The organism is Siphonobacter curvatus (assembly GCF_002943425.1).
Taxonomy (GTDB): domain Bacteria; phylum Bacteroidota; class Bacteroidia; order Cytophagales; family Spirosomataceae; genus Siphonobacter; species Siphonobacter curvatus.
This window is the reverse complement of sequence record NZ_PTRA01000001.1, coordinates 1,710,055-1,733,581: the sequence shown is the minus strand read 5'-3', so window position 1 is coordinate 1,733,581 and position 23,527 is coordinate 1,710,055. Positions and strand designations below refer to the sequence as shown.

At 47.7% G+C, this 23,527-nt stretch carries 23 protein-coding genes; 8 read left to right on the top strand and 15 right to left on the bottom strand.

All coding sequences use genetic code 11. From position 1 onward, the window contains the following. Positions 1 to 47 precede the first annotated feature (47 nt). From C5O19_RS07100 to C5O19_RS07075, 6 genes are all read right to left on the bottom strand, one after another. Entirely contained in the window at positions 48 to 1,103 is a 1,056-nt protein-coding gene (locus C5O19_RS07100; RefSeq protein WP_104710880.1) for an efflux RND transporter periplasmic adaptor subunit, read from the bottom strand. A gap of 18 nt (positions 1,104 to 1,121) precedes the next feature. After that, complete coding sequence (locus tag C5O19_RS07095) at positions 1,122 to 2,462, bottom strand: TolC family protein (RefSeq protein WP_104710878.1); 1,341 nt, start codon at positions 2,460 to 2,462, stop codon at positions 1,122 to 1,124. Positions 2,463 to 2,500: 38 nt separating this feature from the next. Next, the gene (locus tag C5O19_RS07090; RefSeq protein WP_158242709.1) at positions 2,501 to 2,980 is read right to left on the bottom strand and encodes a MarR family winged helix-turn-helix transcriptional regulator; all 480 of its coding nucleotides are present in this window, start codon (positions 2,978 to 2,980) and stop codon (positions 2,501 to 2,503) included. 149 nt (positions 2,981 to 3,129) lie between these two features. Further along, a complete protein-coding gene (locus C5O19_RS07085) occupies positions 3,130 to 3,567 on the bottom strand; it encodes a hypothetical protein (RefSeq protein WP_165795956.1) in 438 nt (145 codons plus the stop codon). 116 nt (positions 3,568 to 3,683) lie between these two features. Beyond that, a complete protein-coding gene (locus C5O19_RS07080) occupies positions 3,684 to 5,171 on the bottom strand; it encodes a glycoside hydrolase family 130 protein (RefSeq protein WP_104710875.1) in 1,488 nt (495 codons plus the stop codon). Between the two features lie 106 nt (positions 5,172 to 5,277). Beyond that, on the bottom strand, positions 5,278 to 7,539 hold the full coding sequence (locus tag C5O19_RS07075) for a glycosyltransferase family 4 protein (protein ID WP_104713941.1): 2,262 nt from the start codon (positions 7,537 to 7,539) through the stop codon (positions 5,278 to 5,280). A gap of 293 nt (positions 7,540 to 7,832) precedes the next feature. Here C5O19_RS07075 and C5O19_RS07070 point away from each other — a divergent pair, with 293 nt between their 5' ends. Then, positions 7,833 to 8,684, top strand: a complete 852-nt coding sequence (locus C5O19_RS07070) for an SDR family oxidoreductase (protein WP_104710873.1) — start codon at positions 7,833 to 7,835, stop codon at positions 8,682 to 8,684. 54 nt (positions 8,685 to 8,738) lie between these two features. On the opposite strand, the gene C5O19_RS07065 is transcribed toward C5O19_RS07070, so the two are convergent. The 4 genes from C5O19_RS07065 to C5O19_RS07050 all read right to left on the bottom strand — a co-directional run bounded on the left by C5O19_RS07065 (position 8,739) and on the right by C5O19_RS07050 (position 11,754). Continuing rightward, positions 8,739 to 9,182 (bottom strand): response regulator, encoded by a 444-nt coding sequence (locus C5O19_RS07065; protein ID WP_104710871.1) that lies wholly within the window; start codon positions 9,180 to 9,182, stop codon positions 8,739 to 8,741. 178 nt (positions 9,183 to 9,360) lie between these two features. Next, a complete protein-coding gene (locus tag C5O19_RS07060) occupies positions 9,361 to 9,690 on the bottom strand; it encodes a hypothetical protein (RefSeq protein ID WP_104710869.1) in 330 nt (109 codons plus the stop codon). A gap of 27 nt (positions 9,691 to 9,717) precedes the next feature. Beyond that, positions 9,718 to 10,263, bottom strand: coding sequence for a hypothetical protein (locus C5O19_RS07055; RefSeq protein WP_104710867.1), 546 nt, complete (start codon positions 10,261 to 10,263; stop codon positions 9,718 to 9,720). Positions 10,264 to 10,419: 156 nt separating this feature from the next. Next, a complete protein-coding gene (locus tag C5O19_RS07050) occupies positions 10,420 to 11,754 on the bottom strand; it encodes an FAD-binding domain-containing protein (RefSeq protein ID WP_104710865.1) in 1,335 nt (444 codons plus the stop codon). Between the two features lie 142 nt (positions 11,755 to 11,896). Between C5O19_RS07050 and C5O19_RS07045 the strand changes: the two genes are divergently transcribed. Next, on the top strand, positions 11,897 to 12,493 hold the full coding sequence (locus C5O19_RS07045; RefSeq protein WP_104710863.1) for an outer membrane beta-barrel protein: 597 nt from the start codon (positions 11,897 to 11,899) through the stop codon (positions 12,491 to 12,493). A gap of 67 nt (positions 12,494 to 12,560) precedes the next feature. Here the strand turns inward: C5O19_RS07045 and C5O19_RS25950 are convergent, their stop codons facing one another. Next, entirely contained in the window at positions 12,561 to 12,704 is a 144-nt protein-coding gene (locus C5O19_RS25950) for a hypothetical protein (RefSeq protein ID WP_165795955.1), read from the bottom strand. Between the two features lie 42 nt (positions 12,705 to 12,746). Between C5O19_RS25950 and C5O19_RS07040 the strand changes: the two genes are divergently transcribed. After that, positions 12,747 to 13,469, top strand: coding sequence for a carboxypeptidase-like regulatory domain-containing protein (locus tag C5O19_RS07040; protein ID WP_165795954.1), 723 nt, complete (start codon positions 12,747 to 12,749; stop codon positions 13,467 to 13,469). Between the two features lie 277 nt (positions 13,470 to 13,746). After that, complete coding sequence (locus C5O19_RS07035; protein ID WP_094810693.1) at positions 13,747 to 14,142, top strand: Hsp20/alpha crystallin family protein; 396 nt, start codon at positions 13,747 to 13,749, stop codon at positions 14,140 to 14,142. A gap of 131 nt (positions 14,143 to 14,273) precedes the next feature. Here C5O19_RS07035 and C5O19_RS07030 read toward each other — a convergent pair whose 3' ends face one another. Beyond that, positions 14,274 to 14,624: a hypothetical protein gene (locus C5O19_RS07030; RefSeq protein WP_104710859.1), complete on the bottom strand. Its 351-nt coding sequence runs from the start codon at positions 14,622 to 14,624 to the stop codon at positions 14,274 to 14,276. 159 nt (positions 14,625 to 14,783) lie between these two features. Between C5O19_RS07030 and C5O19_RS07025 the strand changes: the two genes are divergently transcribed. Next, a complete protein-coding gene (locus C5O19_RS07025; RefSeq protein ID WP_104710857.1) occupies positions 14,784 to 15,500 on the top strand; it encodes a YebC/PmpR family DNA-binding transcriptional regulator in 717 nt (238 codons plus the stop codon). A gap of 127 nt (positions 15,501 to 15,627) precedes the next feature. Here C5O19_RS07025 and msrB read toward each other — a convergent pair whose 3' ends face one another. Then, positions 15,628 to 16,179, bottom strand: a complete 552-nt coding sequence (gene msrB / locus C5O19_RS07020) for a peptide-methionine (R)-S-oxide reductase MsrB (RefSeq protein ID WP_094810699.1) — start codon at positions 16,177 to 16,179, stop codon at positions 15,628 to 15,630. A 191-nt stretch (positions 16,180 to 16,370) separates the two neighbouring features. Here msrB and corA point away from each other — a divergent pair, with 191 nt between their 5' ends. Both corA and alr read left to right on the top strand, forming a co-directional pair. Continuing rightward, complete coding sequence (gene corA, locus C5O19_RS07015) at positions 16,371 to 17,450, top strand: magnesium/cobalt transporter CorA (protein WP_104710855.1); 1,080 nt, start codon at positions 16,371 to 16,373, stop codon at positions 17,448 to 17,450. Positions 17,451 to 17,546: 96 nt separating this feature from the next. Further along, a complete protein-coding gene (alr, locus tag C5O19_RS07010; RefSeq protein ID WP_104710853.1) occupies positions 17,547 to 19,889 on the top strand; it encodes an alanine racemase in 2,343 nt (780 codons plus the stop codon). Positions 19,890 to 19,937: 48 nt separating this feature from the next. Here alr and C5O19_RS07005 read toward each other — a convergent pair whose 3' ends face one another. Then, a complete protein-coding gene (locus tag C5O19_RS07005; RefSeq protein ID WP_133163318.1) occupies positions 19,938 to 20,609 on the bottom strand; it encodes a hypothetical protein in 672 nt (223 codons plus the stop codon). Between the two features lie 130 nt (positions 20,610 to 20,739). Further along, positions 20,740 to 21,942, bottom strand: a complete 1,203-nt coding sequence (locus C5O19_RS07000; RefSeq protein WP_243406339.1) for a class I SAM-dependent methyltransferase — start codon at positions 21,940 to 21,942, stop codon at positions 20,740 to 20,742. A 115-nt stretch (positions 21,943 to 22,057) separates the two neighbouring features. Here C5O19_RS07000 and C5O19_RS06995 point away from each other — a divergent pair, with 115 nt between their 5' ends. Then, complete coding sequence (locus C5O19_RS06995) at positions 22,058 to 23,521, top strand: MFS transporter (RefSeq protein WP_104710849.1); 1,464 nt, start codon at positions 22,058 to 22,060, stop codon at positions 23,519 to 23,521. Positions 23,522 to 23,527: the final 6 nt, after the last annotated feature.

The window sequence follows — 23,527 nt, the reverse complement described above, 5'->3', positions numbered from 1 at the left end:
CCCTCCCCATGGTTAGCCATTGAAAACTAAAAACGCTAAACTGTAAACTATTTATTGACTTGTACGGCGGTACCTTCGCTCAGGTTGATCTGACCCGTAGTGACTACTCTTTCGCCCGCGTTAAGACCGGACAGCACTTCAACGAAATCACCCAGTTCGCGACCTACCTGAATTTTACGTTGTTTAACAACCTGTCCCTCTACAACGTATACGTAAGGATTTTTCACACTTTCCACCAGGGCCGTACGCGGAATCTGTAAGGCTCGTTGATTCGATTTCTGCGAGAAATCCACGTTAACGAACGTACCCGCTTTGAGAACATTACCGTTCTGAATCGTGATCTCTACGGGATAGTTGTGCTGCTCATCCCCCTGCGGAGCGATGTACGAGATCGTACCGTTGAATACGCGATCAGGAAATACATCCGTGCTCACTTTCACGGCGTGACCCTCTTTCAGCGTATACACGTCTTTTTCGTTCACGAGCACCTGTACTTTCAGACGGTTGATGTCCAGCACCGTACCGAGTACCGTACCTACATTAACATATTCACCCGCTTCCACATTTTTCTTCACAATCCGACCGCTGATGGGAGCTTTAACGGTTGCATCCGAAATCTGTTTTTTAATCTGCTGAGCCTGGTTAACGGCGTTGTCGTAGTTGTACTGCGTGTCGTTTACCTGAAGTTCCGTAGCGGCATTACCGGCGTACAGGGTGTTATACCGGTTCACATCTTTTTTCAATTTGTCGATGTTCAGTTGGGTAGCTTCCAGCGATAACGCTTTCAGCTCATTATCCACCTGTACCAGCGTCGCTCCCTGACGGACGGCTGTACCCAGTTCAAAATTGACTTTCAGTACTTTGCCCGCGGCAGTGGCCATAATATCCGCCTCCCGGAAGGGAATCAGGTTACCCGTTTTGACGAGTTGCTGTGATACGTCGCCTTCCTGCACCGTCGCTACCGTTACCGGAATCTGGACATTGGTCGTGGTGGGCACTTGATTCTTTTCATCGAGCTTCTTCTTGTTCGACGCTAGCTGGAAGCCGATTAAACCAAGAATGGCAACCAACGCTAGAATGACAATTATTGTAGTACGTTTCATGGTTCTAGGGAAAGACGTCTAAAGTTGATTATAGAAATTCAGGAGAGTACCCTGCGATTGTTCCAGATCCAGCTGAGCCTGGTAATAATTAATGAGTGAATTAATGTAGTTGGACTGAGCTTCGCGGTACGACTTGTCAGCGTTCAGCAGGTCCGTCAGACTTTTCGTACCCTGTTTGTATTGAAGGGTCGTGATGTCGTATACTTCCTGGGCCAGTTTCACCGTCCGATCATCGTTTTCCGTATTCGTTTTAGCTCGTACCAGTTGCGATTCCGCGTTGTTGTACTGCAATTTGAAGGATTCCGTATTCAGGCGTTGTTGTTCTTCCTGGGTCAGTACCGTCAGTTTATTTTGCTGATACTGGGCATCCCGACGGAAGCCGTCAAAAATAGGAAGACTCAACCGCAGCCCTACGGTACCAAAACCGAGGAAATTCTGAAACGCTCCTTTGAATTCATTCGAGAAAGAAAGCGTACCGTAGCTGGCGTTAGCCGACAGTGTGGGTAAATACCCCGCTTTCGTCCGTTCCATATTGATGCGTTGCAAATCCAGATTCCGCTCACCCTGCTGGAAACTGACCAGATTGTGGTAATCGAAATCCTGCTTCTGTACTTTGGGCAATTGCTTGACAATGTTCGAATCACTCAACATCAGGGGCTGATCCTGCGATACGCCCATCTGAAACTTCAACTGATTCAAGGCCAGTTCCAGCGAGTTTTCGGCCAGTACTAATTGCGAACGGGCATTGTTGTAGCTTACTTCCGTATTCGTATAATCCACGGGTTGAATGACGCCATTGTCCCGTTGTAGTTTCAGAATCGCTAATACCTGCTGCGTACGGGCCATGTTATCTTTCAGAAGAGCAATCTGTTGCTGTGAAACGAATACCTGGTAATAGTTCTTGGCCACGTTATACACGATTTCCTCCTGGGTCTGGCGGTTATTAAGTTCAGCCAGCTTCTTATTCGGTTCGTTAGCTTTGATGCCTAGCAACAGCGTCTTATCATAGATCGTCTGCGTAGCCTGAGCCGCCACGTTCGTCTGGTACTTTTGACCAAAAGCGATCGTCAGGGGTTCCGGGTTACCGAAGGTATTGGCTGGAATCACACTTCGCTGTAGCTTGATGTTGTCCGTAAACGTACCGGAGCCGGTTACCTGCGGCAAATACTGCGAGATGGCTTCGCGGGCCTGCTGATTGGCCGTTTCAACCTGATACTGGGCCAGCCGTATGCCACCATAATTTTTGAGACCGTATTCAATACATTGTTTTAAGGTCCATCCGGGCTGAGCATTTTGAGCTTTGCTGAGTGAAGGCAGAACCGCCACCAGCATTGCAATCAAAAAAGAGTTCGTTTTCATGGATACTGTTGATATGTCAATAAATTCAAATAGGAAGATTACTTTTCATTCTGCTGAGCCAGCTCATCGATTTTACTACGGATCTTCAGGAGCAGGGCAATCTCGGCTTCGTCGAAATGTTTCTCAATCTGGGTGTTCATCTGCTCCAGCGACTCGATTGCTTTTTCAGCGACCAGCTTGCCCGCGGGTGTTAACACTACTACATTTTTTCGCTTGTCCTGATCATCAGTTGTACTTCTGAGATAGCCATCTCGCTGCAAAGTCTGTATAGAACGCTGAATACCAGCCTTATTCTTCTGCAACATGTTCGCAATGTCCTGTTGCGAAGGAGGATTTTTCAATACATACAGCGTAATTAAAATCCGAATTTGTTCAATCTGTAAAGCGTAACCTAACTTGAGTAAGCCTCGATTGGTGTCACGGACAATCAGATGAGAGAGGCCCAGTATGTTGACGACAAACAGCTTTTTGATTCGTTCCAGTAGAGCCTTGTCCGTCAATTCATATTCGTCTTTCATGGAATTCATGCTGCAAAATTAATATTCGTTTACATATCAACCAATACCGTTGATAAAATGTTTCCACCGGTCATCCCTTTTTTAGGCACAAAAAAACCTGCTCATGGTGTTCATGAGCAGGTTTCGTATTGATCTATTGAAGAGACTGATTAAGCCGTACGCATGGTACGTAACCAGTTTAAATTATCGGAGGCTTGTTCGCGATGCTGATGGAGATTCTTGTACAATTCAGGAAAGGCCATCAGGCAGCGATGTTGCATAACGGATTCAAACGCATCCATCAGGGAAACGGTACCACGTTCACAAACTTCCAGTTCCTCGTTCCAATCCATCTGATTAGAGGTTGGATACAATTCCGCTTGATTTGTCTCTTCCTCCCGACGACCATACTGCCGCGTATACATGTTCAACTCATCAGCCAGCGAACCATTTTCCTGGTTGATTCGTATCAGGCGATTACGCAGACGTGGCATTTTGGCTCCCAGGCTCAGGTGAGCAAAGTTGGGTTGGCAGCTGCGGGCGACCCGTAGCAGTTGTCCCAATTGCTGAAGCATTACTTGAAGTTCGTTAGGTGCAACACTACCCATAGGTTACGAGATTTTGGAATGACGGATTCTTCTAGTCAAGTATTGTAGGAAAAGTGTGCCGTTCGGAAAACCAAGAAGTTTTCGCTAAAAATTGGGAAACTATGCCCCACTTATTTCTACTGAAACTCAGCCACTTCCGCATTTTTCCCCAATGCGATTTCTTTTCGCAAGGCTTCCATCAAGTCTTCCATGGCAATGGTAGCAAAGCCCGTTGAGTAGTCAGACATGGCGTAGGGAATCAGTAAACGGTCGGCATGGACAACAGCTCCACAGGTATATACCACGTTAGGTACGTACCCTTCCCGTTCTTCGCCTTCGGGCGTCAGAATCGGATACGGCAATCGGGCCAGTACTTTCTGGGGATTGTCCAGATCCAATAAAAAGACGCCGATACAGTATTTCCGCATGGCCCCCACGCCGTGACTCAGTACCAGCCAGCCCTCGGGCGTTTCAATAGGTGAACCGCAGTTCCCTAATTGTACGAACTCCCAGGGATACTTAGGAGCCAGCAGCAGCTGACTCGTTTCCCAGAAGTACAGATTGTCCGTTTCCATCAGATAGATGTTCTCTCCGTCCTGACGACCCAGCATCACGTACTTGCCATTGATCTTGCGAGGGAACAAGGCCATCCCTTTATTCTTAACTACATCACCGGCCATGGTTTTCACCCGGAAGTCCATAAAATCCCGGGTTTCGAGTAACTGCGGGAAAATGACCCGTCCATTGTAGGCGGTGTAGGTTGCGTAATATACTTTGCTGCCGTCGTCTTCCGTAAACTCCACAAAGCGGGCGTCCTCCATCCCGTTCATTTCGTTCGGAGAATAAGGGAACAGAATTCGCTCGCTAAGGGCTCGGTCATCGCTGTAATGCACTTCATAGTTGGCTTTCATTAACGCCAGTATCCCATCCCCCGCTACGCGGTGAGTAGGATAATTGGGATCTTCTTTTACAACCGGGTACACATCCGAATAAGAGACTTCCTCAGGCAGGCGACTGGCAATGCTACTGGCAAAGCCATCATCCAGCCCTAGTTCATGAATTTTCTTTTTGAATACATCCAGCGTCAGATGGGCTTCCGTGTAGGAATTAGGCGGCGTCACGTACCGCGAGTGGCCATCCAGCCAAATACCGCAGTTCTGGTCGACAAATCCGGAACGGAAAACAATGGACGAGATATGACCTTCGCCCGTGGCTCGTAAACTAATGATGAATCGACGGCAGCCTTCGGGTAGGTTGTTTTGATCGGGGTGCCAGACAATTGAAGGATTAAACAGGGCGGCGGCTTCCAGGGCGTACTCGTGCGTGAAATAAGCTCCAATGAGTAATTGATGCAACGGACTTAATTCCTGCGGCAAATTGAAATGGGAAAGAATTTCTTTGGCCCGACGATCCAGATAAGCTTCAACGGCCTGGTGTCGGTGGCGGAATTCCTGAAAGACCTGAGACAGCTCGTGTTCTACTTCTTCTTCAGTTAGCGTTAGTAAACGATTGACGATCAAAACCATACGTTCATTTCCTAAATGGAAAGGGCGGAATAGTACCCGGTGCGTATCGGGTTTTATGATCAGGGGATAACGTTCTACGTTTAACAAAGATTCGCTCATGTCATCAAGACAATTAAAGTGAATGTTCTCAACCCTGACCTTTTTCTGAGAAAAGCCAAAATTGAGAACAAGAAAAGTTCAAGAACTAACGGTGGAGTAGCGACTGCTATTTAGCTCTCACTGAATTTTTTTCGCTTTTTTTCTGGCTTGCCTGCTGTTGAACCTGAGCCGCTCGAATTTCGGCACGGGCCATCAGATAAGCCAGACAGGATTCAGCTCCCTGATTGTAGTTCACTGAATGCGGTTGTAAACCATCGTAACAGCCTCCTGAAGACTCGTCATACAACGCAAGTCCCGTATCGTTTTTACCCAAGTACCAGTCAAAAGCGGTATCGGCAGCCTCCCGCCAGATGTCTAGGCCCGAGTAGGCATACGCTGCCAGATAAGCTCCAATGGAAGCGGCGGCCTCCAAGGGTTGCTGATCATACACGGCAGGCTCACTACCCATGGGATAAAATCCTTCAGAACCAATGGCCCGGAAGTGTCCCTCGGGAGCCGTCTGTACGTCCCGAAGCCATTCCAGTGTATGTAAACCTACCAGTTGATGCTCGGGTACGTCTGAACAAAGCAGAGCTTGGGATAAACGGGCGTTATCGTACGTTAAAATAGGTTCGAACCAATACCAGTACGGACGAGCCGTTTGGCGTAACAAGGCACACAAACGATCACCTAATTCGCGGTGTAGCTCCTGCTTGTGACGATCACCCGGATAGCGGTGTAAAAACTCCGAAAGACCTAGCATAGTGAAGGCCCAGCTACGAGGCGAGGTCATCTCCAGTACTTTGTCAATCGAACGGTTGAATAAATCCTGAGCCCAGGCCCGCAGGTCGGGTCGACGCGTACGGGCAATCAGTCCGCCCAGTGCCCAGATGGCCCGACCATGACTGTCATCCGATCCGAAGCTTTCCAACCATTCCCGTCCGTAAGACATAAAGTTACGGAAGCGACCTACCTGCGGATCGAAAGCATGATTCAGGAAAGAAGCAAACACGTCAATCATCCAAGGAATGCGGGCATCTACGATTTCGCCGTCCGTATCCAGCCACGAAGCCAGTAGCAAAGCCCGGGCGTTATCGTCCGTACAATACCCTTCTTCGCGGTGCGGTAAGGTATAACGAGCGTGCTGAATGATTCCTGTAGAATCAGTCAATCGGTATAAGTGATCCAACTTCAGTGTTGGTAAGGCATCTGCATTCAGATTGAGTCGATTTGTCACACTATAGCCAAAAAGTCTGTGGTATGAACCAACGGTTTCATGCCATACCATCTGCCGACTATACTGATAGGCTTCATTGCGAAGTTTATTACGGTAGTCTGGCTCGTCAAACAAATGAATCAACGCTTCTGCGATGGCCTCTGATGATCCAAAGGGTACTAGTACACCCCGCCCATCAGCTAGTAATTCCTCCGCATGCCAGTACGGTGTCGATACTACGGCTTTTCCGCTTCCTACGGAATAGGCCAGCGTACCGGAAGTAATCTGAGCCGCATTTAAATACGGAGTCAGGTAGACATCGGCCATTTGCAGGTACTGAAGCAAATCTTCTTTTTCGACGAATCGATTATGGAATTGTACGTGTTCGGCTACGCCTAATTCTTCAGCCAAACGAACTAAGCTAGTACGATACGCTTCGCCGTGTTCACGAATCAGGTTAGGGTGCGTAGCTCCTAGTACAACATATCGCAAATCCGGATGTTTCTTCACTACCTCAGGCAATGCTGAAATAGCGGTTTCGATACCCTTATTGGGAGAAATCAATCCGAAGGTGAGTACTACTTTTTTGCCATCTAAGCCAAAAGCTCCCTTGGCTTCATCTGGATTGGTAAAGGCAACATCCGGAATGCCGTGCGGGATGACTACAATTTTTTCGGGCTCGATTTCATAGATATTTTCCAGGAATTGGCGTCCACGCTCCGACATCACCACTACGAAGGCAGAACGATCAGCGATCGCACGTAAAATTCGATCCTGATCTGGTGAAGGTTTTTCCAGAATGGTATGGAAGGTTGTAATCACGGGCATCTTCAGGCGATCGAGCAGATCAATCACATACTCACCCGAATTGCCACCGTAGATACCGTACTCGTGTTGCATGCAAACCACTTCAACTCCCGACTCATTCAAGTAACGAGCCGTTTGTACATACGCTGAACGACTGTTCTGATCAAAGGTATAGCGAACTTCTGAAGGGTAATCGTATTCTCCCGGACGATCTTCAACCGCTACTACGAACGTATCCAGATCCGCGTATCGCTCCTGAAAATGGGTACGCAAATCGTACGTAAACGTTGCGATGCCACATTGACGCGGTAGATAATCACCCAAGAAAGCAATACGACGTACAGGTAGAGTATCGATTAATTTCATAAAAAGCTCATTGGTGTTCATACGACTGATCATTTATACAGGTGAATCTTTTTTTCGGATTAAGTTCCGAAGCTTTTCCTCGGCCTCGTTCAACTGGACTCGCTAGTCCTACTCTGATAACTAAAACCTAGTACCAAAACAGATTTAAGGCGTTTGGCGGGTACTTCTGATTCCTAGTATGAGTATTGTGGCAAGATTTCCCCGATCCGCATTCCTCACTTCACCTTTGTTAAGTACAAACTGAGGTATTGTTTTTTTGCCAATCCTGCTACCAACCAAAATAAAATACAACTATGCAAACATCAACACCAGCACAAACGCAGTCGCATCAGCCCGGTATTGAAGCCGATATGTACCCTCAGCCCATCTTCATTCGAGACTCTTATAAAGGTGCAGATAAGTTACGGGGTAAAGTGGCTTTGATTACGGGCGGTGACAGCGGGATTGGCCGGTCGGTAGCCGTTCATTTTGCCCGTGAGGGGGCTGACGTAGCCATCGTATACCTGGAAGAAAACGAGGATGCGTACGACACTCGCAAGCTCGTTGAAGCCGAAGGCGTACAGTGCCTGCTTATTCAGGGTAACGTTCAACACCCTGAATTTTGTAAAGCAGCCGTTGAAAAGACCGTTCAGCACCTGGGTCAGCTTAATATTCTAGTTAACAACGCAGCGGAACAGCACCCGCACGAATCCTTTGAGGACCTCACCCAGGCGGAACTCGAAAACACATTCCGTACGAATATTTTTGCTTTTTTCCACTTTACCTGGGCGGCTCTTCCGCATTTAAAAGAAGGAGATAGCATTCTCAATACGACTTCCGTAACCGCTTTTCGGGGTAGCCCTTCCCTGATTGATTATGCATCAACGAAAGGAGCGATCACGGCGTTTACGCGTTCGCTATCCGAACAACTCGCCGAAAAAGGAATCCGGGTCAACGCCGTTGCTCCGGGTCCAATCTGGACCCCCTTGATTCCAGCTACGTTCCCAGCCGAAAAAGTGGAAGCTTTTGGGAAAGACGTACCGTTGAAGCGGGCCGGTCAACCCTGCGAAGTAGGTCCTTGTTACGTCTTTCTAGCGTCCGAAGATGCTAGTTACATAACGGGTCAAACCTTACATCCAAACGGTGGTACCGTCATTAACGCTTAAACCATACGTCAATAAAAAAAAGGTAGGGCGATTCAGGTTGCTCTGCCTTTTTTATTAATCGGGTAATTCGGCAGCAGTAAACCAGAAACCGGCTAGCTGTTGAATAAGATCCAATGTTTCGCGGAAGGAATTAGGCTTAACCATGTACGAATTTGATCCCAGTTGGTAGGCTTCCTGGATATCGGAAGGCGAACGTGAGGTAGTAAATACGATGACCGGAATGGACTTTAAAGAATCATCCGCTTTTATTTCGGATAAAACCTCCTTACCATTCTTGCGAGGCATATTTAGATCCAATAGAATCAGGTCCGGGCGAGGGCTAGATTCGGGGTTTGCATAATGGCCTTTTCGCTTGAGATAATCACAACATTCTTCCCCATCCGCCACAAATCGTAGTTTAACCGGATCATAATAATGGGCTAGGGCATCCTTAAATAAATCCTGGTCGTCGGAATCGTCTTCTGCCATCAGTAAAACGAAGTCCAGAGGTTTTTTCATGAAGAAAGAATAGTTGAATTCGCTAGCCGTGTTCTAGTAGGTGTACACAAAAGTAGTACTGCTGGGATTCTAACTCTACTCAGGATAAAACTGTTTAGGAAACGGTAAAAAAAGAAAATCCGGCCACCAGACCGGATTTTGCGTTACTATACTCGGATCTATGCCTACGCGTTATTTACTAATTAGTATTCGTAAGCGTATTGTCTCCGTACATTTCATGCGTAGGATACGGTTTCATGATGCCATTTTCACGCGTATCCAATTGCTCAATTTCGTCGAGTTCGTCGTCTCCGATGACAATATCCGAATCGGTTGAAAAATCTTCTTCGATAACGGGCTCCTCCTCGTCAGTAAGGTCTTCATCCTCATCATCGTAAACGGTCAGATCTTCTTCCTCATATTCCTCATTGTCTAAATCATCGACATTTTCGTCCAGTTCATCTTCGTCTGGATCAGGTGTCAAGGACGCTCGAACGTTTTCGTCGATAACCTCGTCAGGGTAAATCATAGCTATGGGTGTTTAGAAAGTTAAAATTTATTCAATACGCGTGAGCTGGTCCACGGCAATTTCGCCCTGGTCGGTCAGCAGTACTAGCGTATTACGGCCCTGCTGCTGACTCTGTCCCATGCCCAGCACAAAATAGGGAGCGGTGCTATAACGTTCGCCCGAATTCAGTGCTAATAAGGATTGCTCCGGATAAAATACGTAGGAAATTCCATTTTGAGTGCCCTGCCAGCCACCCGTGAGCGTCTTTTCGGGTTCGGTCGTCTCGGTTTCGTCCGTTGCTCCCAGGGGTTGTTCCTGGCGGGCGTAGGCCTGAGCAGCGGGAACTTCCGCGTAGGCTGGTGACTCGGCAGCCAGCGGTGCTAGATGCTCAATCAATTCCGCTAGGCGGGCCTTCATGGCGTGGTTATTCCAATCGCCAATCATAAGCATTCCGTTCTGCCACTGGCCCTGACCGCCTAATTCGGGCGAATTAAATTGTACTTGTTTACCGTGCGAGCGTACTAATCCATCCCAGATATGTTGTACGACTGGCAAACTGAAGCCAAATCGCTGAGCCGATTCTTCCAGTATCATTGGTGTTCGTTCTCCCATATGCCTTGTTTTTTCTCAGACCTTGAAAAATTTGTACCAATCGCGATCTAAAGAGGCTTTTGCTTTTTAAGTGATGAATTCTTGGACTTATGAACAAACGCTAATGTTTTCATAGTCAGCCATTCGTATGAAAGATTACTAGGATTTGACAGATACGGCACGTCGTTTACGCACAGCCCGGGGAATCCAGCTTTTAGGCGGCATTGGGTACGATCTACCCAAATCTACGCCGTATTTCCGCTGGTCGGTTAACCGCATTCGCCAGGGTTCGTGCAGAAAACGCGGGGGTACATGAGTTAATTCCGGCAACCAGATTCGGAGAAAATGTACAGCATCTGGCAGGCTGCGAGATTCCTTCACAGGATTCAGAAATTTCTTCTTCCCACTGACTTTCTGATAAGCGTCTAGCAGCATCGGATCAAAATCGAGGGACTGCCGGGCCAGCCACTGCCAGCCTATAGCTTCGCATTCGGGCAAGCGTTGTCGTAGTACTGACAGTAGCAATTCCCGTAATCGCGGAATAAGATAACCCGTTTCGAGCAGGCAACGCATGGCCGCATCCACTAGCGGCAAGCCCGTACATCCTTTTTTCCAGGCGTCAAAATGAGCATTCTCCTGCTCTTGCGGTGCAGGTAACGTAGGCTCATATAAACGAGCTTGCAGCCGATCATGCAACCATAGCTTTTGTTGAAATAGCTTCAGGGCATCTACGTGAAACCCTTCCCCCATCGCTTCGGAAGCCGCCTGATACACTTCCCGAACCGAAAGATTTCCCCAAGCCAGATAAGCCGACAGTCGACTGGCATTGTACCGACTCAGGTACGGATTGTCTTCCGCCTGGACGTACTGCACCGCTCGAATTTTAACAAAACTTATTAACCATTCCCGAGCCTGCGTAAAGCCGCCGCGTTGGAAATGAAAATCACGAATGTGAAAAGGATGTAAGTCATCCACCGCGGACAAATGTTCCGTAAAGCCAGCTCCGAGTGATACTGTTTTCAGTTGCGATAGGTCAAGCGTCGACATGGGTTTTCGCATCGCCTGTTGCCAGCGGCGTTTGCCGTCGGACTGATTGAGATTCGCTCCCGAAACCTTCGGGAAACGTACCCACTCCACCCCTTCACTTTGGCAATAAGCCTGAATGGCCTGGTTGCGTTGCTGCAGCACCGGCAGGCCGGTTTCTTGGTACGAGAAAATTGTTTCTACCCCATACCGGTAGTGCAGCCGTTGCAGTACGGCCAGGAAGTCATTCCGAATAATGTGCAGGGTATGATGCTGGCGTTGAAAGGCCGCCGTCAAATCCTGCAATGATTCCCGGATAAACCTTCCGTGACGTTTATCAAAATGCGGATCTTTTAGTAACAGAGGTTCGTAACAGAACACAAGCACTATGGGCTGCCCTGCTGCCAGAGCTGCCTGTAAGGGAAGATGATCTGAGCATCGTAGATCTCGTTGAAACCATAAAATATTCATACGGATACTGCCATTCTATGGACTGAAAACGAAAGAAGTATACCAACTTGAGCCTTCGAAAGAAAGGCTCATTCATATAGAATTTGACCGTCTGACCGTTTTAGCTTTGTTTTGTGAATAAATTTAGAACATATATCGGCCGATGCTTCGACGAATTCTCCCCCTTTTGTCCCTGATTTTCATTACGTTGCTTGGTACAGAAGCTTCCGCTCAGGTGCTCCACCTAAAGCCCCACTATGGTTTAAAAGCCGGGCTCACCTCAGGCTATACCATTCGTAGTCCGAAAGGCGATGTCGTTTCCCGTTTTAATTCAGGCCTGCACTTCGGTGGTTTTTACCGGCAGCGTTTCAATAAATTTGTGATTCAACCGGAAGTGGTGTTGACACAACGCGGTGGTGCTCTGAAAGCCAACAACGTTGTTACCCGTAATTCCTTTTACTACGCCACTGGAGCTGCCGTATTCGGCTACGTTGTGACGGAAGGATTGACGCTAGAGGCAGGTCCGGAATACGCCTACGCCCTGAATGGACCGGAAAGCACGCCCCGTGGACCTAATAACCGCAGTGATTACGGGTTTACGGCTGGCCTTCGGTATGACTTCATGGATGCCGCTGACAAGATTAGCCTGAACTTACGCTACAGCCGTGGTTTTAATAATGTGATTACAACCGAACCCGGAGTAAATTTCTACAATCAGGCCGTTCAGATTTCACTGATTTATAATTTTTACAAAGAGTAGTCGTTATTCAGAATAAATAATAAAGAATAAAAGAGACGCCCGTAGGATGCAACCTGCGAGCGTCTTTTTACATCTGAGCCTTGTAGGCTCCGCCCGCGTTCCAATCAATGGCACGCGTTTGGTACAGTTGTAGATTTTGGGAGAAGAAATACGGGGTTTCGTCCTCTAAAATCTGATAGTAACCATGAATACTCGTCGAAAAGCAATACATTTGTTTACAGTAACATTTGCCAAGGGCAATTCTTTATTCTGCATGACAAAACGATTAATCATAGCACTTTCGGCTCTTCTGCTTGTGGGCTTATCCACTGAACACGGAATGGCTCAGGGGCAAGTTAAAGCGATTCAGTTCTCCGGCGTAGTTGTGGGTGGAAAGCAATCCGAAGTGTTGCCTTCCGCTACGATTAATATTGCCAATACGGGCCGGGGTACGGTTACTTCCAACAACGGTTATTTTAACATTCCTGTTTTCCCGGGTGACAGTATCATCTTCAGTTATACGGGTTATCGCAAACAATACCTGGTCATTCCGAAAAACTATAATGAGCCTTCGTACTCAGCTAAGGTTCAGTTACGGGAAGATGCCATTACGCTGCGGGAGGTGAAAGTTTATCCTTTCCGCAACTTCGAAGAGTTCAAGAAAGAATTCCTGACTATGAATTTACCCGATCAGCAGGAACGCGAAGCACTGGCTCGGAACATGGACCCTGATTATTTGCGAAGAATGGCCGCTTCACAACCGGGCGGCGTAAACTCCGGTTTCCAAGCTTCACAAAACCAGATTACCAACTATAATGCCAATAAGGGTTTCGCCAATACCATACCTTTCTTTAACCCGCTGGCCTGGGCAAGCTGGATTAAATCGGTGAAGGATGGAGCTTTAAAAGACAACTCTTGGAAGGAAATTTACAAAGATGCTCCTACGCTGAATACGAACCGGGATTCATACATCCGGCAACAACGTCGAAACAACTAAGGACGTAAGAAGCTATATGTTAGGGAGGCTGGTCTCAATGACTAGCCTCCCTTTTTTTGGGCACCTGTTGGCCAATTTATTGTCCTTTTTTTAAATTAACCGTCTATACAACGCTTGTACTAATCCGCTATAATATAGGTTTATGACGCTCCAGGCCCCATTTCCCCTGTCAAAATAGCAGAAATCGTAGAAATAGGTCTACATAATTCTGCCAGTTTGGCTTAGCTTTTCTTCTGGAAAGGTGTTTTTCTAACTAAGGGAAAAACCCATAAAAGCCATGAAACCGCAAATCTCAGTACCGAAAGAAATTCTCGCTAACATAGACTTTGCAAATACGTTGAACGGTGGTCGGACTGAATCATTAGTCTGGGTGAACCGCGGCGAGGCGGGCTATGAAGTATTTGTAAAAATGCCAGGCGTTGATCCTGATGACTTACAGGTTGATATTGAAAACGGCCACTTATGGCTGTATACCTTACACCCTGTATTGAAAGTAAACGAAGAGGAAGAAGTAGAAAGCTTCTTACCTTATACGGTGGGCGATCTGTTGATTCCGAGTGACGTAGACGTCGAACATATTTCGGCTCGTTACCGCAACGGACGTTGGCGAGTATTCCTTCCTTTCAGCGAAAACGAAGGGTTACAGCGTCACATTGATCTCGATTGGGAATAAGTGATTGTTTGGTCTTTCTTTTGGCCTGAGATTGCTTAAAATAACGTTAACCTTAAGAATATCTGCCGACGCCCAAAGGGGCGTTCAGACTCATAAAAAAAGAGGCTTCTATTAATTAGAAGCCTCTTTTTTTATTCCTTCCGATCAGCCGATTCCTTTCGATCGGTCATTACGGTATCGGCAATAGGGACGGGTTCTTCATTTTTAACCTCCTGCTGCTCGCCGCCCTCATCGTGGGCCATTTCGTAGCTTTCCTTGAGGTTCTCGGCTTCGGCTACGGGGTCTTGTACCTGTCGGTCCATGTCCTCATCGCGAAGAGGATAGCTCACGCCCGGATCACCCTGACCAGGGTCGGTGCTGTATCCTTTTTCCGGGTCACGTTTTTCCAGAGCTTGGTAATGATGCTTGTGCTGATTATCTTCCTGCCACTCCAGATCATGCTGGGGCTCTTTGCGGGGATTTTCTTCCTGGTTCGTATTCATGACAATATCAATAGTTCGTTTCCCTAAGAAAACGAAAAGACTATTCCAGCTTCCCGCCCCTACGCATTCGGAAGTGAGGCTACTTCTTGTATTTTTGCAGAAAATAGGTTCGCTGGAATAATTTGTAACGGACAACTCAATAACGATTAACTACTTAGTATGGGAAGAGCTTTTGAATTCCGAAAAGCCCGTAAGTTCAAACGATGGGGCCAAATGGCCAAAACCTTTACCCGAATCGGTAAAGACATTACGCTGGCGGTAAAAAGTGGTGGTTCTGATCCCAACTCCAATTCACGCCTGCGGGCCATGATTCAAAACGCGAAAGCGGCGAACATGCCCAAAGACAACGTAGATCGGGCCATTAAACGAGCTACGGCGAAAGATCAGGAAGACTACAAAGAGGTAGTATACGAAGGCTACGGCCCTCACGGTATCGCCGTTTTGATTGAATGCACGACCGACAACACCAACCGGACGGTAGCCAACATCCGTAGCTACTTTAACAAGCTGGGTGGTAGTCTGGGTACTTCTGGTATGCTGGATTTCATCTTTGATCGCAAATCCGTATTCAAGATTGCCAATAAGCCAGGTCTGGACATTGAAGAGCTGGAACTCGAACTGATTGATTTCGGTGCGGAAGAAGTATTTTTGGATCCAGAAACGGATCAGGTCATCATTTACGGCGAATTCACCGCTTTTGGTGGCTTACAACATTTCTTGGAAGAGAACGGTTACGAAATTCAGGGAGCCGATTTCGAGCGTATCCCCAACGATACGAAAGAACTCTCCGAAGAAGAAGCCGCTGACATGGATAAACTGATCGAACGCATCGAGGAAGACGACGACGTTCAGAACGTGTATCATAACATGCGTTAATCGGTACTGATCGATACAAACAGAAAGGGCGGTAAACTAGAGTTTACCGCCCTTTCTGTTTTGTAATGCTGTCTTCTAGAAGAGTATTCACCCTAAACTTTTCAAACCTTCTCTCCTACCGATGCACCTACTTCACCGCCTGCTGGCTCTTATCGTCCGGCTCAAAATCCATCACGACGGAGTTCATGCAATAGCGTTTGTGCGTAGGAGCCGGACCGTCATCAAACAGGTGACCCAAATGACCTCCGCAACGTCCGCATAAAACTTCGATACGGTTCATGCCGTGCGAACGATCTTCCTTGTACTCGACGCTGTGCGGCCGCATCGTTTCGAAGAAGCTGGGCCATCCGCAACTGCTGGCAAATTTCGCATCTGACTTGAACAGGGCATTGCCGCACGCCGCACAGTAGTACGTACCGCGGCCCGTAAAGTTCCAGTACTTACCCCGGAAGGCCCATTCGGTGGCCGCTTCCCGAGCTACGGCATATACTTCGGGTTCGAGTACTTTTTTCCATTCGGCATCGGATACATTCAGTTTTGTAGTATCGGTGCGAGAGTAATAGGGATTCTTCGTTTTTACGTCCATTTTCTTGGGCTTCTTATCCTGTGATTGAGATTGGCAACTGCCCATAACAACCATGGTACAGACCATAAACAAACTCAGCAGCGTTGCTTTCATAGCCGGTTTTAGAAAAATGTTATGCCTTTAGTACTTAAACCCTAAACGTTGGGTCAACGTTCGGGACTGCGTAAGTTTTTTGATGCTCTAAAATATCCCTCCCCGTACTAAACCTAGCCCGAAGTTTTACGTTTATAGTTCCGTACCATTGGCCCCGTTTTAAGGAAACGGTCCACTCACTTCGTATCTTCATGTCTTCACGTAAGCATAAAATCGAGCGTAAAAATCTGGGAACTTCGCCCGGTACGCTTCAATACATAGGGCTACCCCTCGATAATCAAATCAAGATTACCCGGATTGATTTTACGCTGGAAGGGCATCAAAAGAAAATTATACAGAACTATTCCGAAGCAAGCCCTTCGACAACGGGGATCACCTGGTTGAATATCGACGGTATTCATAAACCCGAAGTCATTGCTGAAATCGGCCGCCTGTATCAGCTTCACCCGCTTATGCAGGAGGATATTCTGAATACGCTACAAAAGCCCAAGTTTGAGTTTTTCGGAGAAAACACCCTGTTCATCGTACTGAAGTGGCTGGAATATAATCCCCATACCCGTGAGGTAGAACCCGAACACGTAGCTCTGGTACTAGGGCCTAGCTGGGTACTTTCGTTTCAGGAAGAACGGAGCCGGGATATTTTTGAAGTGATCCGAAAACGTATTGAAGCCGGTGCCGGCAAAACGCGGCAAAATGGGGCGGACTATCTGCTGTATGCCCTGGCGGATGTAGTGGTAGATCAGTATTTCCGGGTGCTGGATTGCGTAGAAGAAAACCTGGATCGGCTCGAAGAAGCCCTGTTTAAAAATGCCGAGCAGAAGCACCTTGAAGAGATTTATACCGTTAAACGCGAACTGGGCGTGATGCGGAAAGTGGTTACGCCACTTCGGGAAATTACCCTGAGCCTTTCGCGGGAAGCTCCCCTGAACGGGCAGTCGCTGATTTCAGCCAATACGGAAATTTATCTGCGGGATTTGTACGATCACATCAATCAGGTGAACGAAACCGTAGAACTCTACCGCGACCAGATGACCAGTCTGATGGACCTCTACAATTCGACCATCAGTAATCGGCTGAACAATGTAATGAAAGTACTGACCATCATCTCGGTCATCTTCATGCCATTGACCTTCGTAGCGGGTATCTATGGGATGAATTTTGAGTATATGCCGGAATTACACTGGCGGTATGGCTATCCTTTCGCGATGGGTCTGATGGCGGTGATGGTCGTGATCATGCTACTCTGGTTCCGGCGAAAACACTGGCTGTAGTAACGTTTTTGTTGGTTCCTTCGTTGCTTTGTTTATACATTACGAACCCGTAGTAACGCCGGACTTTCATTATCGTATCGTTTTTATTCGCAGTACATGACCATTTCTGCTCGCTATTTACTTACCGACAGCCGTCAGATTAGCAGTCCCGCTGATTCCGTATTTTTCGCCATCCGCGGACCGCACCACGATGGACATACCTTTATTCCTGAGTTATACCGAAAAGGCGTTCGGGAATTCGTTATTGAAGAGGCCCCATTTCAGACGCAGGCTTTTCCGAAGGCTCAGTTTCATGTGGTGCCCAATGCCATTCATGCTTTACAGGAAATAGCCGCCGAGCATCGTCGGGCTTTTTCTATTCCCGTTATTGGCATTACGGGTTCCAACGGAAAAACCATCGTGAAAGAATGGCTGGCTCAGCTGCTCAGTCCGGACTTTGTCATTTGCCGAAGTCCCAAGAGTTATAATTCCCAGTTGGGCGTACCCCTGTCCGTGTGGTCGCTCGATGCCCATCATACGTTAGGCATTTTTGAAGCGGGTATTTCACAGCCCGGCGAAATGGCTCGTCTGGAAACAGTAATCCAGCCAACTATTGGCATTTTTACTAATATCGGTACAGCCCACGACGAAGCGTTTCAGGATCGCCGACAGAAAATCCGGGAAAAGCTGGAGCTATTCCGTCACGTCAAAACTTTCGTGTACTGCCTCGACTTTACGGAAATCACGGCGGAATTGCCCGACTTTCTGCCCGCGGATTGCCAGATTCTCGGCTGGTCGAAAACCGAAGCCTGGCATCCTTTCACCACGCAGAGTAACATCAGTCAGGCCTGGTGGGAAAACCTCAACCACTGCATTGCCCTCTTACGGCATTTTAGAATTTCAGAGGATGAAATTCAGCGACGCATTTACGCCCTGCGTCCCGTATCGATGCGACTGGAGTTGAAAGAAGGCATCAATGACTGTTACCTGATTGATGACAGTTACAATAATGATCTGGCTGGTCTGAAAATGGCCTTGGATTTTCTGTCGAATCAGCACGAACGTCCGCACAAAGTGGTCATACTTTCCGATCTGCTGCAAAGCGGGGTAAACGAGAGCGAGTTGTATACGCAGATTGCCCAACTCCTGAAAGACAAAGGCGTGAATCAGTTGATCGGCATCGGCGAAGCCCTGCAACGCAACCAGATGGCCTTTGCCTTACCCGCGAAGTTTTTTGAAAGTACCGAAGCCTTTCTGGCAAAATACCGTACCTCTGATTTTAGTGACAGTGTCGTGCTGGTCAAAGGGGCCCGTACCTTCCACTTTGAAGATATCATTCGGAAACTTTCGCTGCGAACGCACGGAACCATTCTGGAAGTAAACCTGGATGCTTTATCCCATAACCTAAATTATTTCCGGGAAAAAATTGGCCGTCAGACCAAAATCATGGTCATGGTGAAGGCCTTTGCCTACGGAAGCGGTATCGAGGAAGTAGCGAATCTCTTACAATTCCACCGCGTCGATTACCTTGCCGTAGCGTATCCGGACGAAGGCGTTCGTTTGCGTAAAGCCGGTATTCAGCTGCCCATTCTGATTTTGAATACCTCGCCGGAGAATTTTCAGCAGGTACTCGATTACCAGCTGGAACCGGAAATTTACAGTCCCCGCCATTGGCAGGAATTTGTTGATTTTCTCGGCGACCGTCAGCTTTCCACTTCCGTTCACATCAAAGTGGATACGGGGATGCACCGACTGGGTTTTGAAGAAAAACACCTGGACTGGCTAACCGATCAAATCAGTCAGCATCCGGAAATTCGTATTGCTTCTATTTTTAGCCACCTGGCGGCCGCCGACGAAGCCGAGCACGATGCTTTCACGCATCAGCAAATTGCCCGGTATACGTTTATGGCCGACCGCATTACGGCCGTTCTCCCCTACCAGCCCATTCGACACCTGGCGAATTCGCCGGGACTGGCCCGTTTTCCCGAAGCCCGCTTCGACATGATTCGGCTCGGTAAAGGGTTATACGGTACGGCGGTCTTACCGGAGGATCAGGAAAACCTGAAAACGGTTGGTACGCTTAAAACGGTGATTTCACAGATCAAGGAAGTCCCCAAAACCGAAACGGTCGGCTATGGTCGCCGGGGCGTACTCTCCCGGGATTCCCGGATTGCCACCATTGCTATTGGTTACGCCGACGGCTTCGACCGTAAATTCAGTCGAGGTACCGGGAAGGTACTGATCCATGGCCAGTTATGCCCCATCGTTGGAAATATCTGCATGGACATGAGTATGGTAGATGTGACAGATGTGGACTGCTCGGAAGGGGACGAAGTGATCATTTTTGGGGATTATCCCTCCATTCGCGATCTGGCTTCCTGGAGTGGTACCATTCCCTACGAAATTCTAACAAACGTAGGAGAACGAGTAAGCCGGGTTTTTTATCGGGAAGGTAATTAAAAGCGAAGGCCCTCGGCAGCATTGCCGAGGGCCTTCGCTTGAACTTCATTAAGGTTTTCGGTTCTTCACCGTATCAGCGTTCTTCTTTTGGTCTTCTACCTGCTGGTTTACCTGTTGTACATCACTATATAATTGTACACTGTCGGCCTTGAGTTGAATCAACTCCTTTTCATTGTCTTCAAGCCGTTTCAGCAACTTGATCTTTTCGGAACGATTATCCTTCAGGTTGCGAATATTACGCTCCGATTTCCGTACCACCTCCCGCTGTTTGTCGTTGGCTTCTTTGAGCCCCTTATCCGCCTCGGCTACCTGCGACTGGTAATCAATGTCTTTGTGGAAATCCCGCAGAATATCTTCTACCTCGCGTCCGTAATTGTTGGTACTCGAAGCGTATTCATAATTCCCCAAATCAACGGACATGAAGATAGACGTACTGCCCCGCCGGGTATCCAGCTGACTAACAATCAGTACATTTTTATCGTAGAAGGGCACTTTGGCGTATTCCACTTTATATACTCCTCCCCGATCACTCAGTACCCGTCCGTATTGACTGAGTTTCTTCTTCCAGGCTTCTTCAATAATTTTCTCAGCAACCGACGATGTCGTCACATAACCCGTCCGCTTTACTTTGGCAATTTCCTGTTCAACGGGTTTCACCGAAACCTGAGCGGAGACTACTGATCCCAGTAGTAACAAGCCCAATACAGGTAACATTTTCATGGTCTTACGAATCATTTTTTATAAAACTAAGATGGAATAGAACAAAGGACAGAGCCTGCGTTAGCTGGGTTATCGTCCCATCGAATGTATGCTAAAAAACAATCGGTACGAAAAAATTAAATAAAAATACTTAGTGTGTGGCGTGTACTTTTTCGGTGATCAGGATAAGCTTATTTTGCCGCTGATCACTGGTAGCAAATAAGTACTGGTTCCCCCCCTCACTTAGATTAAGCTTTTTACGAAGATCCGCGACACTCATGGGAAAGTTACGTACCGTCAGGTTCGCTTTTCCTTCGGGCACCCATCGCCGAATCTCTTTTTTATCGGCCTTCGTTACCGCTGTTATTCGAAACGTTCGACCGGGAAAATCGGGTACGAGTGCCTCCGAAGTATACAGGTGACTACTCGGAGCCAACTTATACAAGCCTCCCTGGGCTATTCGTTTAAACGCTCCGGCTTTCAACAGGGCCGCATTGGGTTCGTAGAGGTACGTCAGGGGTTGAGAAAAAGGAGCGGTATGGGACTGCTCTTCCGACCGTCGGAAGGAGAAACGCTGCTCCTGCCCATTTCGTAGCAGGTTTACCGCTGTAATTTCAGGTTCCTGCGGTGCGTTTCGCAAGTGCAGTAGCAATTCTTTCACTTCATCATCCACGGCTACCACGTAGACGTGAGCTACGCAATCCAGTTGTTTCACTGCCAGATCAATGTCCAGCATGGGTGAAACTTTCACCAGGACATCCGCTGCTTTTCCTAACAATAAATCTTTATGTTCCAGTACATTCGGTTCACAATCGGCTAACTGGACTACCTTCTGGCTACTGCGGTCCCGCCGAGCCGGATCCAGATAAAGCCAGTCGAAAGTTTCGGTACTTTGTTCGAGCCAGTTCATTCCGTTTCCTTTTACCCACGTAATGCCCTCATTCCTACCTAACTGAGTAAAATTGTATTCCGTCAATTCGGCCAATTCCGTTTGTTGTTCGCAGTACGTAGCCCGCTTGAATTGGGCACTAGCCGCCCAGAAATCGACACCCATCCCCCCCGTTAAATCGGCGTACCGATCGCCCTGCATGAGATTTGCCTTCCAGTAAGCGGTTCGTTCGGAAGAAGATTGCTCCAATGAAAGTATACTCGGAAAAAGAACGCCCGGTTGAGCGGCCCAATGGGGCAATTTTGTCCGGGCTTTCTGGCCGCATTGAATCTGCTGGGCTATTTCCCGAATGGGCAGATCTGGGTACCGGGAAGCCCCGAGCAGTAATTTCTGCCAGTCGTCATGCTGGTGTTGCTGAATAAACGCCTGAACTTCGGGTCGGGTAAGAGTGGTAATCAGTGACATAAGATAAAAAGCAGACGTAAATCAGCGACCAATCGGGGCTTTTACATCCAATATTCAACGAAATAACATTATTTTGGGAAAAACGCAGCCTCTAGTATTTCTTAAACCTCTATTCATGCAAACCAAAAGTTTACCAAACGGCCCAAACGTTACGAAGCGTCGATTGTGGGAAGTGATTTTTGCCTCTTCGGCCGGTACAGTCATCGAATGGTACGATTTCTACATTTTTGGCAGTCTAGCCGCCATTATTTCCACTAAATTTTTCCCACCGGATAACCCTACCGCCGCTTTCTTGAGTACCCTGGCAACACACGGAGCTGGTTTTGTGGCCCGCCCCTTTGGAGCGGTCGTATTTGGTCGATTAGGTGATATGATTGGCCGCAAGTACACGTTTCTAGTGACGCTGGTGCTCATGGGCGGCAGTACGTTCGCCATTGCTTTTATTCCCCAATATGCTTCCATTGGCTTGATGGCTCCGGTTTTATTACTGGTTTTACGCGTTTTACAGGGATTGGCCTTAGGCGGTGAATACGGTGGAGCGGCGACCTATGTCGCCGAACACTCGCCCGATAACCAACGGGGACGATATACCAGTTTCATTCAAACGACGGCTTCCATTGGCTTCTTCGTATCCATTCTGGTGATTTTGGGTTGTCAGTATACCCTCGGTAAATCAGCCTTCAATGACTGGGGCTGGCGATTGCCTTTTGCTTTATCGGGAGCTTTGGTAGTACTCTCCTACTTCATCCGGCGAAACATGGATGAGTCGCCCGCGTTTGCTAAACTCAAAAAGGAAGGAAATCTATCCAAAACACCCCTCCGCGATAGTTTCAAGAGCCGCGATAACGTCAAACTGATGCTGATTGCGATGTTCGGAGCCATCATTGGGCAGGGAGCCATCTGGCATACGAGTCAGTTTTACGCTCAGATCTTTATTACTAAAATTCTGAATGTTGAGTACGGATCGGCTCAAACCGTCATGGCCATTGCCGTTACCTGTGCTACGCCCTTTTTCGTCATCTTTGGTGCCCTATCCGATAAAATTGGCCGAAAGAAAGTGATGATGGCCGGACTGTTGGGGGCTAGTCTGTTTTTGTATCCCCTCTACCAAGGTATGGATCGACTGGTAAATGGAGGGACGATTCTTCAGACCGTAATTAAGGATACTTCGAAAGTAACCACCTTTGAAGATGGCAAAGTGATTACTCAGACTACTGTAAAACTACCTAATCAACAAGTAGATGAACGAACGGAAGTCCGTCTGCCCACGCAAACCCTCTGGTTGTTAGGCTTGTTGGTTTTCATTCAGGTACTATTCGCCACCATGGCTTACGGACCGATTGCCGCATTTCTGGTAGAGTTATTTCCAACTAAAATCCGATACACGTCGCTTTCCATTCCGTATAACGTTGCAAACGGTATTTTTGGTGGCTGTTCTCCTTTTGTTGCGACCTGGTTGGGTAGTTTAACTGGCTCAAAATTTGCCGGTGTTTATTACCCTATTTTCCTGACCGCTATGACCTTTATTGTCGGAATGATTTACATTAAAGAGACCGCTGGAAAACGGCTGGAGGATTAAAAATAA